Raw genomic sequence first — 15526 nt, 5'->3', positions numbered from 1 at the left:
GCGTGAAGTTTCGTGCGAAGGCAGAGCGTTGTTAAGAACGCTCGCTCAGATATCCGCTTCTACTTCGTTGCCCTTTTCTTCCAGCCAACTGCGCCGCGACGCCGCTTCGCCCTTGCCCATCAGCATCGTCATACGCGCGACCGTGGCGTCATAGTCGAGTTCGCCGAGTGCCACCGGCGTCAGGCGCCGCGTGTCGGGGTTCATCGTGGTATCCCACAACTGCTCCGCGCTCATTTCGCCCAAGCCTTTGAAACGGCTGATGGACCACTGCGTGTCGCGTACGCCGTCTTTGCGCAGCTTGTCGAGGATCGCTTCGAGTTCGCCTTCGTCGAGTGCATAGAGCTTCTGCGCCGGCTTCTTGCCGCGCGCGGGGGCATCGACCCGGAACAGCGGCGGACGCGCCACGCACACATGCCCGCGTTCGATCAGTTGCGGGAAATGCTTGAAGAACAGCGTGAGCAGCAACACCTGGATGTGCGAACCGTCAACGTCAGCGTCCGACAAGATGCAGATCTTGCCGTAACGCAGATTCGACAGATCGACCTTGTCGTCCGGGCTATGCGGATCGACGCCGATCGCCACCGAAATGTCGTGCACTTCGTTGTTGGCGAACAGGCGGTCGCGCTCCGTTTCCCACGTGTTCAGCACCTTGCCGCGCAGCGGCAGGATCGCCTGATATTCCTTGTCGCGGCCCATCTTTGCCGAGCCACCCGCCGAGTCACCCTCCACGAGGAACAGTTCGTTGCGGCCGATTTCCGTCGATTCGCAATCGGTCAGCTTGCCCGGCAGCACTGCCACGCCCGAGCTCTTGCGTTTCTCGACCTTCTGGCCGGCACGCGTACGCGCCTGGGCCTGTTTGATGACGAGGTCCGCGAGCTTCTTGCCGAGCTCGACGTGCTGGTTCAGCCACAGCTCCAAAGCCGGCCGCGAGAACGACGACACCAGCTTCACCGCATCACGGCTATTCAGGCGCTCCTTGATCTGCCCTTGGAATTGCGGATCGAGCACCTTTGCCGACAGCACGAACGACACGCGCGCAAACACGTCTTCCGCCAGCAGCTTCACGCCCTTCGGCTGCAGGTTATGCAACTCGACAAAGCTCTTCACCGCCTGGAACAGACCGTCACGCAAACCGGATTCGTGCGTGCCGCCCGCAGGCGTCGGAATCAGATTGACGTACGACTCGCGCATCAGCGTGCCTTCTTCGCTCCACGCGACGACCCACGCCGCGCCCTCACCTTCGGCAAACGTCTCTTCGCTCGCACGCGAGTTTTCGACATAGCGCTCGCCTTCGAACAGCGGGATCAGCAGATCGCTGCCGTTCATGCCTTCGAGCAGATAGCCGCGCAGACCGTCTTCGTATTTCCAGGTTTGCGTTTCGCCGGTCTTCTCGTTGATGAGCGTAACTTCGACGCCCGGCAACAGCACCGCTTTCGAGCGCAGTAGACGCTGCAATTCGCCGAGCGGCAGGTTCGGCGAATCGAAGTACTTCGGATTGGCCCATGCGGTAACGCGCGTGCCGGACTTCTTGTCTGCCTTTGTTGCAGGTCGCACTTCGAGTTGCTTCGCAACGTCGCCATTGGCAAAGCCCAATTCGGCGATTTTGCCGTCGCGCCACACGGTGACGTCGAGGCGGGTGGACAGCGCGTTGGTGACCGACACGCCGACGCCGTGCAGGCCGCCCGAGAACGTGTAGGCGCCGCCGGCGGCTTTATCGAACTTGCCGCCCGCGTGCAGGCGCGTGAAAACGATTTCGACGACCGGCACGCCTTCTTCCGGATGCAGGCCGAACGGAATGCCACGGCCGTCGTCTTCGACCGAGACCGAATGGTCCGTATGCAGCGTGACCGTGATTTGCCGGCCGTGGCCGCCAAGGGCCTCGTCCGACGCGTTGTCGATAACTTCCTGAATAATGTGCAGCGGATTTTCGGTGCGGGTGTACATCCCGGGCCGTTGCTTGACCGGCTCCAGGCCCTTCAACACCTTGATCGACGCTTCGCTATACGCGGCGTTTGGCTTTTTCGTAGACATGGTTGACTCGGGTGCGTCGGTTCATCGTTGTCCACAGGTCCTGTGGACAGGTCCGTGGACAATGCGTTGAGTTTTCAAAAAAAGCGAAACGAAACAACGGGGTTAGGTGGGGTGCCCGCAGTGCGGGCAACGTGTTTTATCGCCTGGCTTCCCATGGGCGCGCTCGACGGCGGCTCGATGCGGGCTCCACAGCCCGGCAACGGCCAGCCGGTGCGAACGCCGGGGGAAGCCTGTTCGCGGGGTATTTTACTGATTTCGATACGGGCGGCAATTCACGTGGTGCTGGATTGGCCGTTTGGATAAGGGGCGACGCACGGCTTCGGCCAACTATGCGACCGCGATGAGACCACTACGGGACCGTGAAAATTACGATGGGCCCGCTGCGCAGCCACGCCCCCCGCATGAATTCGGCGCAACCTCGGATCACGCCGTCCCCGCACATCACTTCCGCTTGTTTTCCAGCTCGTCCCAGCGTTCCAGTGCGATCAGCAGTTCCTCGTCGATCGCGGCGTAGCGCTCGGTCAGGCGCGTGCCTTCCTGAGCGTCTTTCGCGAAGACCGAACCGTCTTCGAGTTGGGCGCCGATGGTTTTCTGCTCCGCTTCCAGCGCAGCGATCTGCGCCGGCAGCGCTTCAAGCTCGCGCTGTTCCTTGAACGACATCTTCGCGGCGCGCTGCGTATTACGGCCAGCCGGCACGCCAGCGTCCTTCGACGCCACTTCCTTCGCTGCCTCTTTCTGCGCTTCCTGCGCCATCTGCTGCGAGCGGTCGCGCTGAATCTGCCAGTCGGTAAAGCCGCCGACGTACTCGCGCCACTTGCCAGCGCCTTCCGAAGCGATCACCGAAGTCGCGACGTTATCCAGAAACGCGCGATCGTGGCTGACCAGCAGCACGGTGCCGTCGTATTCGGTCAGCAGTTCTTCGAGCAGTTCGAGCGTCGGGATGTCGAGGTCGTTGGTCGGTTCGTCGAGCACCAGCACGTTGGCCGGCCGCGCGAACAGACGCGCCAGCAGCAGGCGATTGCGCTCGCCGCCCGACAGCGACTTGACCGGCGAACGCGCGCGTTCCGGCGCGAACAGGAAGTCACCGAGATAGCTCATCACGTGCTTCTTCTGGCCGTTGACTTCGACCCACTCGCTACCCGGGCTGATCGTATCGGCCAGGCTCTTGTCCAGATCGAGCTGCGCGCGCATCTGGTCGAAGTACGCGACCTGCAGATTGGTGCCGATGCGCACCGTGCCTTCGTCCGGCGGCAACTCGCCGAGGATCATCTTCAGCAACGTGGTCTTGCCCGCACCGTTCGGACCGACGAAGCCGATCTTGTCGCCGCGCATGACCGTGGCCGTGAAGGTATCGACCACCGTACGCGAACCGTAGCGTTTGGTGACGTCGGTCAGTTCGGCAACGATCTTGCCGGACTTCTCACCTTGGCCCACGTCGAGCTTGACGTTGCCCTGCACGTTGCGGCGCTCGGCGCGTTCATTGCGCATCTGCACAAGCCGCGCGATCCGGCCGACGCTGCGCGTACGGCGCGCTTCCACGCCCTTGCGAATCCACACTTCTTCCTGGGCAAGCAGCTTGTCGAACTTGGCCGCTTCCACTTGCTCGACTTCAAGCTGCTGCGCCTTCCTGGTCTGATAGGCGCTGAAATTGCCCGGATACGACAGCAGACGCCCGCGATCCAGTTCGACGATGCGCGTGGCGACACGATCGAGAAACGCGCGATCGTGAGTAATGAAGAGCAGGCCCGCGCGCAACGAGACCAGCAGTTCCTCGAGCCAGCGGATGCCGTCAAAGTCGAGGTGGTTGGTCGGCTCATCGAGCAGCAACACGTCCGGCTGCACAACCAGCGCGCGCGCCAGCGCGACGCGCTTTTGCATCCCGCCCGACAGCGAACCGACTCGCGCCTCGCCATTCAGACCGATCTGCTGCAGCGTGGTGGCCACGCGCGTGCTCCAGTTCCAGGCGTCCGAATGGTCGAGCGCCGACTGCAGCGTGTTCATGCGCGACATCAGCGCGTCGTGCTCCGGGCCTTCCGGCTCGTCTGCGAGCTGATTGGCGACCGCGTCGTATTGATCCAGCAACTCGCGGGCGTGGGTCAGACCGGCAGCGACCGCTTCGAACACTGTGTCATCCGTATCGAACTCCGGCTCTTGCGGCACATAGACCGACGTCAGGCCCTGTTGGCGCGTGACGAGGCCGTCGTCCGGCTTGGTCAGATCGGCGACGATTTTCAGCAGCGACGACTTGCCCGCGCCGTTACGGCCGATCAGCCCAACGCGCTCGCCCGCTTCGAGAGAGAAATCCGCGTGATCGAGCAACGCGACGTGACCGAACGCCAGTTGGGCCCCGGTAATGGTGTAAAGCGACATGGAGAATTGGAGAAGACAGCGATGAGTCGGAACTGCTCATTGTACCGGGCGCGCGGGCAGGTGCCTGTATGCCGGAAGAGATAGGCCGAATGACCGGCTTGCAAAATGGGGAGGAACCGTACGCAAGCCCTATGCAGACCGGATCCGACTGCGTTCAAGCCCTGCGCAAGCCAGGAGATAAAACAGAAAAATACGGCCGGACGGCGCTCGCGCTCGTCCAACCGCCTCACCTGTCACGTTACTTCACGTGCACCGTGATGGTTTTGCTCATCTCCGGCCCGTACGAACGATGCGCGCCGTCGCCGAATTGCAGCGCCAGCGTATGGTCGCCCGGCGGCAGCGTCAGATCGGTTTCGGTCTGGCCTTTGCCGAAGTGGAGCGATTTGTCGGTGGCGGGAATCACTTCGCCCTTGGGAAGCGGCTTACCGTCGATCAGCAGATGATGATGGCCCGTGCCTTCCGTCATCGTGCCGGCTGGCGCGATCTTCATGCCGTCGACACCGAACACCACGTGCACCGGATTGGTGACGGTCGCGCCGTCCGCCGGCTGCACGAAAGACACGCCTGCGGCCTGCGCCGCGCCCGATACCGCGAGCAACCCGGCCAGCACCGTTCCGGCCAACCATTTGTTTTTGAACATCGTTTTTCTCCTTTTTGGGAAACAAGAGTCATGCGCGGGCCACGCAGGCGTCGATCGTGGCGCGAGTCGCCTGAGGCCGATCGTCGCAATGCATGCCAGGCGCCCGGCGCGCCTGTCCAAACGACTAGCTGCGGATCAAAGCATACACGCTGTGTATGACGGGTCCGTCACGCGGGCCCGGACACGTCTCAAGCGCTTTGCGACGATGCCGCATGGGTAAATATCTGTCCAATTGACAAATTCCGGTAATATTGCGAGTCGCCGCCATGCCCAAAAAAGGGGCAGACTGGGCGGATCAATGCACCGAACCAAAGAAGAGTACGTCGTGAGCGAAGTAATTGAACTGATTGAATATAAGAGCTGGGTCTGCCTGATTTGCGGCTGGATCTACAACGAAGAAGAAGGCCTTCCCGAAGAAGGCATCGCCCCGGGCACGCGCTTCGCCGCGATTCCGGACGACTGGCGCTGCCCGCTGTGCGATGTAGGCAAGGCGGAGTTTGCGGTGGTGGAATTCTGAGCGAGCTCGATTGAGCCGGGGGCGCGCTGCTTGATGTAGTGCGCCGGGCGGTTCGCGCGGCCCAGTGGGTGATGCCCGCTGGGCCGTTTGCTTTGTGGGACGGGCTTTGCAGCCCTCCTCGTGGATAGGCGTGTTTGATATCCTCCGCGCTCGCTGGCGAATTTGGACTCGCCTGGTCCCTGCCCGGATTGTTCGTCGGCGGGATTGCAGCGATTATTTTGGTTGGGCCCTCTGCCCGTAGTTCAGGGGTGGAATGACAGGCGCAACGCCCGTCAGATAGGGATTGCTACCATTGCTGTAGCAAAATCTGTGGCACGCGAAACTTCCCCTCCTAGCCCATTGCGCTGACTATCGCGCAGTCCCTGCTCGCGCGTTCATCCGACGACAATCGGCCACACGTCGCCATTCGCCCGTACCGCCCGCCGGACGTTCAGAGGTCTGCTCCACTCTGCAAGCAGTCGTCGGACTTCAGAAGGTGAGGGTTGCGCGATCTCCGCTAACGATCGGTGCCGCCTGGGTCGCGACCGCAACATCGTCGGCTTCCCGCAAACACTTGGGCTGTGCGACGGATTGTCCAGGTCGCCGCCTGCACGTGAGGATTAGCTGGCACAAGACGCGCATTCTTTTCTTGCCGCACCGTGCCGGGCTTCAATGGCCTTGATACTGTCTGCAAAGACTTTTTCCAGAACGTGTCTGACGATGGTTCCGAGCACGAACCTGAGCACCCGTCCCTTGATGTTCTTGCCTTCGCGAACAACGACCGCGTCCAGCGCAGTCGTCCCGTAGGGCAGACGCGTAAATGTGTAGGTATGGCCCGACCTCCCCACACGTTGGAGTCGGTTGTCTTCATTACGACACAGTCGGGGTCGGACCAGTCGTAGTGCAGGCGTTCCCAGATACCGCCCGAGCCCTCTGTGACGTCGGCCTCAAAGGGGTCACGCCGATGAACCTTGGGGTATTCATCGGCGCTATTGCCAAAGAGCTTCGAGCGATCAGGTCCGAAGTCCGTGAGGCCGGCGACAAACTGCTCGGGCTTCAAAACGGTCTTGTAGCAGAAGTGGATCGTCGACGTGATGAGTTTCTTCGTTTGAATAAGCAGACAGCAAGCCGATGTGTTCGGCTTACCTACCGGGTATATTTGTAGAAGCCACGCGCGTGAGAGTTGAGGCGTCGCAGACTCCAACTGATGCCTAACGATCCCAGCGGGTCCGCAGGAATCCAAGCAGGCTAATGGTCGCCGCCGCGACGATGCTGACTGCCACTATCGCGAAAGCTGTGTGCAGGCTCGCGTAACCCTGCAGGACCAGCACCATCGCGGCCAGCGCAAATACGAAACGCACCACGCTTGCGGTCATCGGCCAGAAAATGCGGCGTGCCCCCTGACCTGCGAAGTAGAGTTCGAAAATCACGCCGATCACCGCATAGAAAGGCGCGACCACATGCAGATACCGTGCGCCGACCGCCATAGCGGCGCTATCGCTGGTAAAGAGGCCCATCCAGGGCAGCGGAAAGAGCGAGACAACGAGTCCGACCAGGCCAACCACGCTGGCAACGAACAGTACGTTCACGATCGCCGCGCGTCGCGCACGCGCCACGTTGCCTGCGCCCAGGTTCGTGCCCACCAGCGTGATCGCGGCAGTGCCGAATCCGAACATCACCGGTATCAGCAGCATGTCGAGGCGGGATGCAATGCCGTAACCGGCGATGGCGGCAACGCTCACGGCACCGGCCGCAGCGGTCAGCGCGGTGACTGACATGGCCGACATGACGGCATTGATCGCCGATAGCAAGCCGACGCCGAGAATCGCACTGAAATGCTTGCGCTGCAGTCGATAGCGGCGCAGGCGCAACGTCGACGAGGGCGAACGCATGTAGACGACCACCACGCCCAGCGCGGCAATATTGCACAGGACCTGGGCGACGCCGGCGCCTGCCACACCCATGCGCGGCGCACCCAGCCAGCCGTTGATCAGCATCGGTGACAGTATCAGGCCGGCGACCGCGCCGCCCAGTATGATCATCGCCGGCACCTTGACGTTGCCGGCGCCGCGCAGCGATGCCTGCAGCAGCAACAATATCCAGAACGGGATCGCGCCTCCGAACAGGATGTTCGAGTAGAGCACGGCCTGGTTCAACGATGGCCCGCTGCCGCCAAGACTGCGGTACAGCACCGGGCCGGCCAGCAGCAGCACAAGGGCGAACATTCCGCCTGCTACGACGGCGATGACCACCGCATGCCAGGCCAGGCTTTCCGCCTCGTCCTGGCGGCGGGCGCCGGTGGCTCGGGCAATAGCCGACGACACGCCGCCGCCGATGCCGGCACTCGCTACCGTGGTCATCATTATCATGACGGGAACCACCAGCGATGTTGCGGCGATCGCTTTAAGGCCCAGTGAGCTGACAAAATAGGTCTCGGCAACACCTAGCAAGGTCGTCATGAACAGCACGGCGACTGTCGGCAAGGCAAGGCGGATCAAGTTTGACAACAGCGGACCATGGAGCAGTTCGTTGGCCGGCAGGTTGGCAGGCTGAGAAGAAATCTTCTCAGCCTGATTGGCAAGAGTAGCGGGCATGATCTTATTTATCGGCACCTAGGCGCGGGTGATCGGCAGGACCGGGATCACTTCCGTGAATCCGGCCGATGAACTGGGGCTAAGTTCGGCCCAATTCAAAGCCTCTGCCAGCGTCTCGACATTGATCACCACAAAGCCGCCAAACAGTGCGTGCGCGTCCGGGGATGGGCCATCCTGGACCTGGCGCTGGCCGTCCCGCATCCGCACCGTGCTGGCGTTACGCGGATCGAGTTGCGTGCCGGCCCGCATGACGCCGGCGGCCGCGAGGGCGCCCATGTACTGTTTCCACGCGAGCGAGACTTGCTGGGCTTTGAGCAGATCGGCGTAGGTTTCATAGACGTTTGGCGGCTGTTGAAAAGCGAGAACGAATTCCATCGTTGTTTCCCGTTAGAAAGGAGGATCAGTCGGCGGTGAACGCGGCCGCGTGGCGGCGAGCGAATTCGGCGGCGGAAATCGGCGCGCGGCCGACCAACTGCTGGAAGTTGTCGGTCATGCGGTCGTAGCGGTTGTTGCGATGCAGCTGGGCCATGATGACCAGGTGTGCGACCAGATGCGCCGGCTGTTGGAGCTCCCGCAGCTTCGCTTCCCAGATCTGCGGCGGCACATTGACGTATTGGATTGTGCGGCCCAGAGCGCTGCTGAATTCCTGTGCGAGCTCAGTCATCGTCAGCGACTGGGGGCCGGTCAATTCGTAGACCTTGCCGATATGCGGCTGTGGGTTGGCCAGCACAGCAGCGGCGGCAGCCCCCACGTCGGCGGCGGCGATCGGCGAGGTCCTGCCATCAGCGAACGGCAGGCGGACGGCGTTGTCGTCGCGGATGCCCTTGGCCGCCGGCAGGAACAAGCCTTCGAAGAAAGCAGTTGGGCGCAGGTAGACCACCGGCAGGCCGGACCAACGCAGCATCTGCTCTGCGAGCCAGTGCTGCTTCTGTTGCGGGCTGCCGGTGGTCTCTGTCTCGCTCATCTGCGACAGCGTCATCTGCGACAGATTGACGAAGGCCTTCACACCCAGGCTTTTGGCTGTGACCGCGACGGTGGCGGCTGCTTCCAGGTATTCGGGCGAAACCGACATCGTGAAATACACCACTGAGCAGCCTTGCATGGCTGCGCGCACGGCGACGATGTCGAGCATGTCGGCGACCACGACTTCGGCGCCCATATCACGCAGGCTGTCGGCGCGCGCGTCCAGCTTGCGCACCATGGCGCGTACGCGATGGCCTTGTTCCAGCAGGTTGGCGATGGCCGCGCGCGCGGTCGAACCGACGCTGCCAGCGGCGCCGGTGACGAGAATAGTTTCTTGGGACATGGCCTTCCTGATAACATCGAGTATGTAGGAAAATACATAGTGACACGTCGTTTTTACTATGTCAAAAAAAACATAGTCATTCCGTGTGCGCGTTGGCGCAATCCAGGAGCAATGCGAGTGAGTGATCTGAAGGAAACCGCGGCAGGCAAGGAAAAGCCGCTGAAATACGTTCTTCTTGCCGGTATCTATAACGAGCCGCGTTCCGGCTATGAACTGACCAAATGGCTGCAGATGGTGGGCCAGCATTGCTGGTCGGTTGAGCACAGCTCGGTTTACCCCGCTTTGCGCGAACTGGAAAAGGATGAACTCATCCAGTCGGAGCGCCTGCCGGGAACGCGCGGGCCGGACCGCTCGATCTACAGCATGACCGCTGCTGGGCTCGATAAGCTGAGGGCGTGGGTGGCTAACGGTTCGCCGCGCCCCGCCATCAAGGACGAACAGATACTGCGGGTGTTGTGCTTCGATTTGCTGCCGCGCGATACAGCGTTGCAGCAAATCCGCGAGGTGCGTGCGGACCACCAGGTCCAACTTGAATTCTTTCTCGCAAGACAGGCCATGCTGACCGAGCGTCAGCTTGGACCGCTGCTGGTGGCGCGCCGCGGGGTGCTGGCGGAACAGGCCTATATCGCGTGGTGTGACGAGGTGGCGGACATGATTGCTCGCAGGCCAGCCTGATGTACGGCCAAATTCGGGCCGGGCGCGCGGCTTGAATTTACCCAATAGAGGTACCGCGCGAGGTACCGAGCGGAGTAGGCACCGCAATCACCAACGCCGAGATGACTGCTGCGTAACCGGTCTGCAACTTCAAAGCGCCTCCGGCGTACCTATCTTCGGTTAGAAACGCCCGCAACCCGGACGCGGTCAAGTTCAAGGCCGATGCGCGGCGCCGACGCGGGCAGCGGGAGTAGATTGCACGCACACGGACTGATCCACGGACGTTTCGGCCTATCGGTTTCTGATGGGCCATTTTTTTGTTGATCCATTCCGCCAATACTTTGTCCTGCGCCGCAACCTGTTTCCTGCAGACTTTCTATAGCCCTATATTCACGTCACCTCGGACTATTTGAGGGCGAGTTTGTGGCGAACTCACATTCCCTTAAAAAGTCTTTCAGCCTGCCGGCTGGTCCGCTGGCGGGCTTCTTTTTCACTTCTTCAAACCCACGCACGCGACCACCAGCGCCTCAAGCTGACCCTCCCATTGCTTGCGCTGCAGATGATCCCGCCAGAGCCGGTCGACGGCCAAACCGTTTGGCGCGGCCAGCAATTCCGCATCGGACAGGAACACAGGCGTCGGCGGAACGGAATCGATGCACGGCACAGGCACCTGCACCTTCGCCTCAACGGTCTCCGTGTGGACGACAGCGGCACTTCACAAGCTGGTCCGAGACAAGATTGTCTCGTCGACGCTCGCTATTGACGAGATTCGCACGCACGGTGGCGATCAGGCGCTTGAGCGTCTTCAGAGCCCTTGGCATCACAGGCCTGCTTGAAGTACTTGCTCGCGGTGCCCTTGTCGAACCGGAAAATGTAGTCGTTCCTGTGCGGCGGCGCCTTCGGATCTGCCTTGCGCTTTTCGGTGTATTCCGGCGGCACCGGGTAACGCGGTTGCCGCATGATGACTTCGAACGCGTCGCCGATCAGCGGAATCCACTCGTTGTTGCCGATCTTCTGCCGGGGATGCTTGCGATCGCGCATCAGCGCGAGGTGATGCGCGGGCTGTGCGGTATTTCCTGACGAGCTCGCCGACCTTGACGGTGGCGGCGTCGACCGCATTCTGGCCGTTCTCGATCTCTACTTCTTTCTCCCGCGCCCGGGCTTCGGCGGCACCTTTCGTTTTGAACGTTTTTGCTATACTCTGCCCTCGCTTGCGCACCTGGGCACGCCAGCGACTGCCGACTGGCAGGATTGAAGCCATGTTTTACCCCGCTCGGAAACTGTAGCAGTGCCAGATCTCTTTTCAGCGCTACAGGGTCAATTTGTAGCAGAGGCTGCTATAAACTGGGGTTCACAGGCTGTCACGGCGCTTCATTTAGGAAGAAGCAGAAATGCCGGAAACGCCCACGGGATACGGCTGAAGCCAACAGGAGCAAGGCGCCAGTCGTCCCATTGAAAACATCTATCTCCCCGTAGTTCAATGGATAGAACAAGTGCCTCCTAAGCGCTAGATACAGGTTCGATTCCTGTCGGGGGGACCAATCAGCAACATCCAGACACCTCAAAAATCCCCGCCCGGCAATTGCCTGGCGGGGATTTTTTTAGCCACCTTCATTTCCCACGTCCGCTGAATACAGAACGGCTGAAGCCAAATCTCCGTCTGCCTTTCGCACCGACCGGACCACCTGATCGTATCCGCGGAATCTATGCGACCGGAGTCCGCGGCAGATGACAGCCTGTGGTCGTCCGACTTTGCAACGATAGGACCTTCGTCGCACGGGACGAACGCCTCAGTTGAAACGGTAATTGCATAAGTCCAACGATAAAAATTGACCGTGCAACTACTGAGCTACCAGTTCCGTGCTGCATCGAGAAGAAGTTGACGACTCACATCGACCCGGTCGACTCCGGCGCTCCCTTTGCCGCGAGCTATGTAGAGGGATATTCGAGCCTTGGTTCTGGCATTTCGACCGATCAACTGACCCGTTTGCAGCATGTCGCTGCACAAGCACTCGGGAACGACTGACAGTCCGGTTCCTGCAGCGGCAGCGTCGAGCGCTGCCTGATAGTCCGGGACGGTGACCGAGGGGAGGTCCGGATTCCGCCCGAATGCCACGCGCCAGTAGTTGGTCAGCGCAGGTAGCGGACCTTGGACTTCGATGAGCGGCACCCCACCTGGCGCACCTGTCCGGAGCAATCGCTCGCGCCAGCGTGGCGCACAAACCAGTATTAAGGAGCCTTCGTACAGGAGATCGTATTCGACTGCCTTGTGAGGAATTCGCGCCGGTGTCACGGCAAGATCCAGTTCCCCGTCGACCAGAGCCTTCATCAGGACAGGGGGCGGTGCCGAGCGCAAGTCGAGACGGATTCCATACTGCGGCAGGGTCGCGAGGCCAGAGAAGATCAGCTTTGCGAAGCCGCTGGTTGATCCTGCATGGATGATGCCCTCCAGCGATGCATTTTTACTGCCTGCTGAATCTACGACTCTTTGCAACGCGTCCAGGTGGGGTCCCACCTGGCGCTCCAGTTCGGTGGCGGCCGGTGTCGACGCCAGGCCGCGCGGCAGGCGCTCGAACAGCTTGCACTGCAGATGATTTTCCAGAACCTTGATGTGTCGCGACACAGCGGGTTGAGTCAGATGGAGTGCGTCGGCAGCTTTCGAAATCGAGTTGTGCCGGTAGACGCTGAGAAAGCTTCGAAGGTAAAGCAGTTGAGACATAAAAATATTTATGTATAGACCGAAAACACATGATTTGTTTTTAGTCTACATCCGCTTTAGAGTCCGATCAACGCTACCAGGAGGCATGCCACCATGGCCACACCACCGTCAGTCATCCCCACGTTTCCCGATCTTCAGGGAAAGGTTGCCGTCGTCACCGGCGGCTCACGTGGAATCGGAGCCGCAACGTGCCTGGCACTTGCGAAGAACGGCGTGAAAGTTGCCGTCAACGGTCGCGACGAAACGGCGATTCTGTCGACCGTGCACGCCGTGCGCGCCGCGGGAGGGAAAGCGATTGCTGCGCCCGCGAACTGTGCCCAACTGTCTTCGGTTGAGGAGATGCGGGTACGTGTCGACGCTGAACTTGGCGCACCTGATTTCGTCGTGGCATTCGCCGGCGGCGGCACCGGTCGGCCGGTGCCGTTTGAGCAGATCACAGAGCAAGACTGGCGCTCAAGTATTGACAACAATCTGACGTCTACATTTTTCACTTTGAAATGCTTCTTGCCCGCAATGATTGCGCGCGGTTCCGGATGCATTGTCAACATGGCGTCTGCAGGTGGCAGGATTGCCGCCGGCGCACCCGCTGGCTATGGCGCCGCCAAGGCCGGGGTCATCATGCTCACACGTCATCTGGCGCATGAGGTCGGCCGGCACGGCATCCGGGTCAACTGCGTTTCGCCATCGGCGGTCCTCACGGAGCGAACCCGGCAGGCCATCACGGACGAACACGAGCGACAGATGATCCCCGCTTTCCCGCTGGGTCGGCTGGGTGATCCAGAAGATGTCGTCGCTGCGACTCTTTTCCTGCTGTCCATGGCCTCATCCTGGATCACCGGCGTGACCCTGGATGTAGCAGGCGGGCGCGTCATGTCGTGAATGATCACGCGGAGGACGGCCGGCGGCCTGGCGTCCACTCCGGAAGTTCGTCGAGGTACAGGTCCGGCCGTCACGCCGGTCGTAGTTGGATTTCACTTGAATGCTATCGGGCTTCGGCTATGTTGCATCCATAGCGAGACAAGAGTCCTTTCCTGGCCAGAACGGACATTCGGTCGCAACCAGTGAGGGTCGCAAAATGAGCGTACAGCTAAACCATACTATCGTCTGGTGCCGCGACAAGCGGAAATCGACACGGTTCCTCATGGACATCCTGCAGGTGCCGAGCCCTATCGAGTTTGGGCAGATGCTGGTCGTTCAGCTCGCAAATGGCGTCTCGCTCGACTTCTTCGAAAGCGACAGCGAGATTTCCAGTCAGCACTACGCATTTCTGATCAGTGAAGAGGAATTCGACGAGGTCTTCTCTCGTATTCGTGACCGAGGTCTTCAGTACTGGGCAGACCCCGGCAAACGACGTGCCGGCGAAACCTATCAGCACAACGGTGGCCGGGGAGTGTATTTCGACGATCTTGACGGTCATTTGCTTGAAGTCATGACCCGCCCTTATCAAATTGGTGCCTAGCAGATCGGCGTTCAACTGGATGGCACCCGCACTTCGTGGCAGGTGTCGGCACTGGTGGGCCGAGCGCGCTCCACGTTGAATGGCTGATTTCTGGCCGCTCCGGGCAATATCGATGGTCCCTTGTGGGTCGACTTCAGCCGGTCGGTGACAACCGGACTCGCCTGATCGTACCCACGGAATCGATGCAACATATAAAAAAGCATCGAACTCCAACACCTAAAGTATTCCCAGCGGACGCCGAAAATCAGGCATGGAAAACGACGACCGCCTCCGCCCTGGCCACCCTCTATATGAAGAAGCGATGGCGCTCGAATTGACCGTGCGCACACTGCGCCACGCACAGGGCAAGAAGAATCCCGAAGACGTTCTCTATGCCTCACCCGAGTGGGACGTTGTCAGCGAGGAGTTCGTGCGCGATCTGTACCGAGCAATGGGTGGCAACCCGGCCGAGCTGCCTTGATCGACCTTGGGTCAGTGTAGTCATCGCAGCACAAACCGCTCTCACCCATCACGCAGGCCGCTTCGGAATATCCAATCCCCTTGCCACCGCCGGACGCGCAACGAACGCCGCCAGCACCCGCTTCACATTCGAAAAGTCGTCCATCCCGACCAGATCCCCGGCTTCGTAGAACCCGATCAGATTACGCACCCACGGGAAAGTCGCGATATCGGCGATTGAGTACTTATCGCCCAGGATCCAGTCGCGCCCTTCGAGCTGCTGATCCAGCACCGCTAGCAGCCGCTTCGACTCGGCGATATAACGATCGCGCGGGCGTTTGTCTTCGTATTCCTTGCCGGCGAACTTGTGGAAGAAACCCACCTGGCCAAACATCGGGCCGATGCCGCCCATCTGGAACATCACCCACTGGATCGCTTCATAACGGCCAGTGGCATCCTGCGGAATCAATTTGCCTGCCTTGTCCGCCAGGTAGATCAGAATCGCGCCGGATTCGAACAGCGGCAGCGGCTTGCCGTCGGGGCCGTTCGGATCGATGATCGCCGGAATCTTGTTGTTCGGATTCAACGACAGAAACGCCGCGGACATCTGGTCGTTCGTATCGAAGCGCACGAGGTGCGGTTCATAGGCCAGACCAGTCTCTTCGAGCATGATCGACACCTTCACGCCATTGGGCGTCGGCAGCGAATATAGCTGAATCCGGTCCGGATGCTCGGCAGGCCATTTCTTCGTGATCGGGAAGGTGGAGAGATCGGTCATGGTGATGGTATAACCCTTGTGCGAGAGCTGCGGCTGAAAAT

General features: G+C 60.7%; 15 protein-coding genes and 1 tRNA gene. 6 read left to right on the top strand and 10 right to left on the bottom strand.

The annotated features are described in order from the left end of the window. Positions 1 to 45: 45 nt before the first annotated feature. From FSO04_RS06970 to FSO04_RS06955, 3 genes are all read right to left on the bottom strand, one after another. Positions 46 to 2031: a DNA topoisomerase IV subunit B gene (locus FSO04_RS06970; protein ID WP_154558981.1), complete on the bottom strand. Its 1986-nt coding sequence runs from the start codon at positions 2029 to 2031 to the stop codon at positions 46 to 48. Positions 2032 to 2472: 441 nt separating this feature from the next. Continuing rightward, positions 2473 to 4401: an ATP-binding cassette domain-containing protein gene (locus FSO04_RS06960; protein WP_154558979.1), complete on the bottom strand. Its 1929-nt coding sequence runs from the start codon at positions 4399 to 4401 to the stop codon at positions 2473 to 2475. Positions 4402 to 4639: 238 nt separating this feature from the next. Continuing rightward, a complete protein-coding gene (locus FSO04_RS06955) occupies positions 4640 to 5041 on the bottom strand; it encodes a DUF4399 domain-containing protein (RefSeq protein ID WP_154558978.1) in 402 nt (133 codons plus the stop codon). Positions 5042 to 5366: 325 nt separating this feature from the next. Here FSO04_RS06955 and FSO04_RS06950 point away from each other — a divergent pair, with 325 nt between their 5' ends. Then, entirely contained in the window at positions 5367 to 5558 is a 192-nt protein-coding gene (locus tag FSO04_RS06950) for a rubredoxin (protein ID WP_097391768.1), read from the top strand. Positions 5559 to 6748: 1190 nt separating this feature from the next. Here the strand turns inward: FSO04_RS06950 and FSO04_RS06945 are convergent. From FSO04_RS06945 to FSO04_RS06935, 3 genes are read right to left on the bottom strand one after another with little or no spacing between them, the layout of a single operon-like run. Further along, positions 6749 to 8131, bottom strand: coding sequence for an MATE family efflux transporter (locus tag FSO04_RS06945; RefSeq protein WP_154558976.1), 1383 nt, complete (start codon positions 8129 to 8131; stop codon positions 6749 to 6751). A gap of 18 nt (positions 8132 to 8149) precedes the next feature. Then, complete coding sequence (locus tag FSO04_RS06940) at positions 8150 to 8506, bottom strand: YciI family protein (protein WP_154558975.1); 357 nt, start codon at positions 8504 to 8506, stop codon at positions 8150 to 8152. Between the two features lie 25 nt (positions 8507 to 8531). Next, a complete protein-coding gene (locus FSO04_RS06935; RefSeq protein WP_154558974.1) occupies positions 8532 to 9437 on the bottom strand; it encodes an NmrA family NAD(P)-binding protein in 906 nt (301 codons plus the stop codon). On the opposite strand from FSO04_RS06935, the gene FSO04_RS06930 reads away from it, so the two are divergent. Next, entirely contained in the window at positions 9345 to 10112 is a 768-nt protein-coding gene (locus tag FSO04_RS06930; protein ID WP_233464763.1) for a PadR family transcriptional regulator, read from the top strand. The genes FSO04_RS06935 and FSO04_RS06930 overlap by 93 nt on opposite strands. Before the next feature lie 469 nt (positions 10113 to 10581). On the opposite strand, the gene FSO04_RS06925 is transcribed toward FSO04_RS06930, so the two are convergent. Together FSO04_RS06925 and FSO04_RS06920 are read right to left on the bottom strand one after the other, a co-directional pair. Beyond that, positions 10582 to 10755: a hypothetical protein gene (locus tag FSO04_RS06925; RefSeq protein WP_171925007.1), complete on the bottom strand. Its 174-nt coding sequence runs from the start codon at positions 10753 to 10755 to the stop codon at positions 10582 to 10584. Positions 10756 to 10847: 92 nt separating this feature from the next. Then, entirely contained in the window at positions 10848 to 11210 is a 363-nt protein-coding gene (locus tag FSO04_RS06920) for a hypothetical protein (protein WP_325063515.1), read from the bottom strand. A 347-nt stretch (positions 11211 to 11557) separates the two neighbouring features. Here FSO04_RS06920 and FSO04_RS06915 point away from each other — a divergent pair. Next, positions 11558 to 11632 (top strand) — tRNA-Arg (locus FSO04_RS06915). Between the two features lie 308 nt (positions 11633 to 11940). On the opposite strand, the gene FSO04_RS06910 is transcribed toward FSO04_RS06915, so the two are convergent. Next, a complete protein-coding gene (locus FSO04_RS06910) occupies positions 11941 to 12810 on the bottom strand; it encodes a LysR family transcriptional regulator (protein ID WP_154558972.1) in 870 nt (289 codons plus the stop codon). Positions 12811 to 12903: 93 nt separating this feature from the next. On the opposite strand from FSO04_RS06910, the gene FSO04_RS06905 reads away from it, so the two are divergent. The 3 genes from FSO04_RS06905 (at position 12904) to FSO04_RS06895 (ending at position 14729) form a co-directional block, all read left to right on the top strand. Next, positions 12904 to 13689 carry an SDR family NAD(P)-dependent oxidoreductase gene (locus FSO04_RS06905; RefSeq protein ID WP_154558971.1) on the top strand — a complete coding sequence of 262 codons (786 nt, stop codon included), beginning with the start codon at positions 12904 to 12906 and terminating at the stop codon, positions 13687 to 13689. 196 nt (positions 13690 to 13885) lie between these two features. Next, positions 13886 to 14269, top strand: a complete 384-nt coding sequence (locus FSO04_RS06900) for a VOC family protein (protein ID WP_154558970.1) — start codon at positions 13886 to 13888, stop codon at positions 14267 to 14269. Between the two features lie 250 nt (positions 14270 to 14519). Further along, on the top strand, positions 14520 to 14729 hold the full coding sequence (locus tag FSO04_RS06895) for a hypothetical protein (protein ID WP_154558969.1): 210 nt from the start codon (positions 14520 to 14522) through the stop codon (positions 14727 to 14729). A gap of 48 nt (positions 14730 to 14777) precedes the next feature. On the opposite strand, the gene FSO04_RS06890 is transcribed toward FSO04_RS06895, so the two are convergent. Continuing rightward, on the bottom strand, positions 14778 to 15485 hold the full coding sequence (locus FSO04_RS06890) for a glutathione S-transferase N-terminal domain-containing protein (RefSeq protein WP_154558968.1): 708 nt from the start codon (positions 15483 to 15485) through the stop codon (positions 14778 to 14780). Positions 15486 to 15526 lie beyond the last annotated feature (41 nt).

This window comes from Paraburkholderia madseniana (assembly GCF_009690905.1).
Taxonomy (GTDB): domain Bacteria; phylum Pseudomonadota; class Gammaproteobacteria; order Burkholderiales; family Burkholderiaceae; genus Paraburkholderia; species Paraburkholderia madseniana.
Note: the sequence above shows the minus strand (reverse complement) of the source record. Positions and strands in the feature narration are given on the sequence as shown.

Coding starts and splice junctions, on each gene's coding strand:
- FSO04_RS06970 (WP_154558981.1), bottom strand. CDS start 2,031: ATGTCTACGAAAAAGCCAAACGCCGCGTATAGCGAAGCGTCGATCAAG.
- FSO04_RS06960 (WP_154558979.1), bottom strand. CDS start 4,401: ATGTCGCTTTACACCATTACCGGGGCCCAACTGGCGTTCGGTCACGTC.
- FSO04_RS06955 (WP_154558978.1), bottom strand. CDS start 5,041: ATGTTCAAAAACAAATGGTTGGCCGGAACGGTGCTGGCCGGGTTGCTC.
- FSO04_RS06945 (WP_154558976.1), bottom strand. CDS start 8,131: ATGCCCGCTACTCTTGCCAATCAGGCTGAGAAGATTTCTTCTCAGCCT.
- FSO04_RS06940 (WP_154558975.1), bottom strand. CDS start 8,506: ATGGAATTCGTTCTCGCTTTTCAACAGCCGCCAAACGTCTATGAAACC.
- FSO04_RS06930 (WP_233464763.1), top strand. CDS start 9,345: ATGGCCTTGTTCCAGCAGGTTGGCGATGGCCGCGCGCGCGGTCGAACC.
- FSO04_RS06935 (WP_154558974.1), bottom strand. CDS start 9,437: ATGTCCCAAGAAACTATTCTCGTCACCGGCGCCGCTGGCAGCGTCGGT.
- FSO04_RS06920 (WP_325063515.1), bottom strand. CDS start 11,210: ATGCGGTCGACGCCGCCACCGTCAAGGTCGGCGAGCTCGTCAGGAAAT.
- FSO04_RS06910 (WP_154558972.1), bottom strand. CDS start 12,810: ATGTCTCAACTGCTTTACCTTCGAAGCTTTCTCAGCGTCTACCGGCAC.
- FSO04_RS06905 (WP_154558971.1), top strand. CDS start 12,904: ATGGCCACACCACCGTCAGTCATCCCCACGTTTCCCGATCTTCAGGGA.
- FSO04_RS06900 (WP_154558970.1), top strand. CDS start 13,886: ATGAGCGTACAGCTAAACCATACTATCGTCTGGTGCCGCGACAAGCGG.
- FSO04_RS06895 (WP_154558969.1), top strand. CDS start 14,520: ATGGAAAACGACGACCGCCTCCGCCCTGGCCACCCTCTATATGAAGAA.
- FSO04_RS06890 (WP_154558968.1), bottom strand. CDS start 15,485: ATGACCGATCTCTCCACCTTCCCGATCACGAAGAAATGGCCTGCCGAG.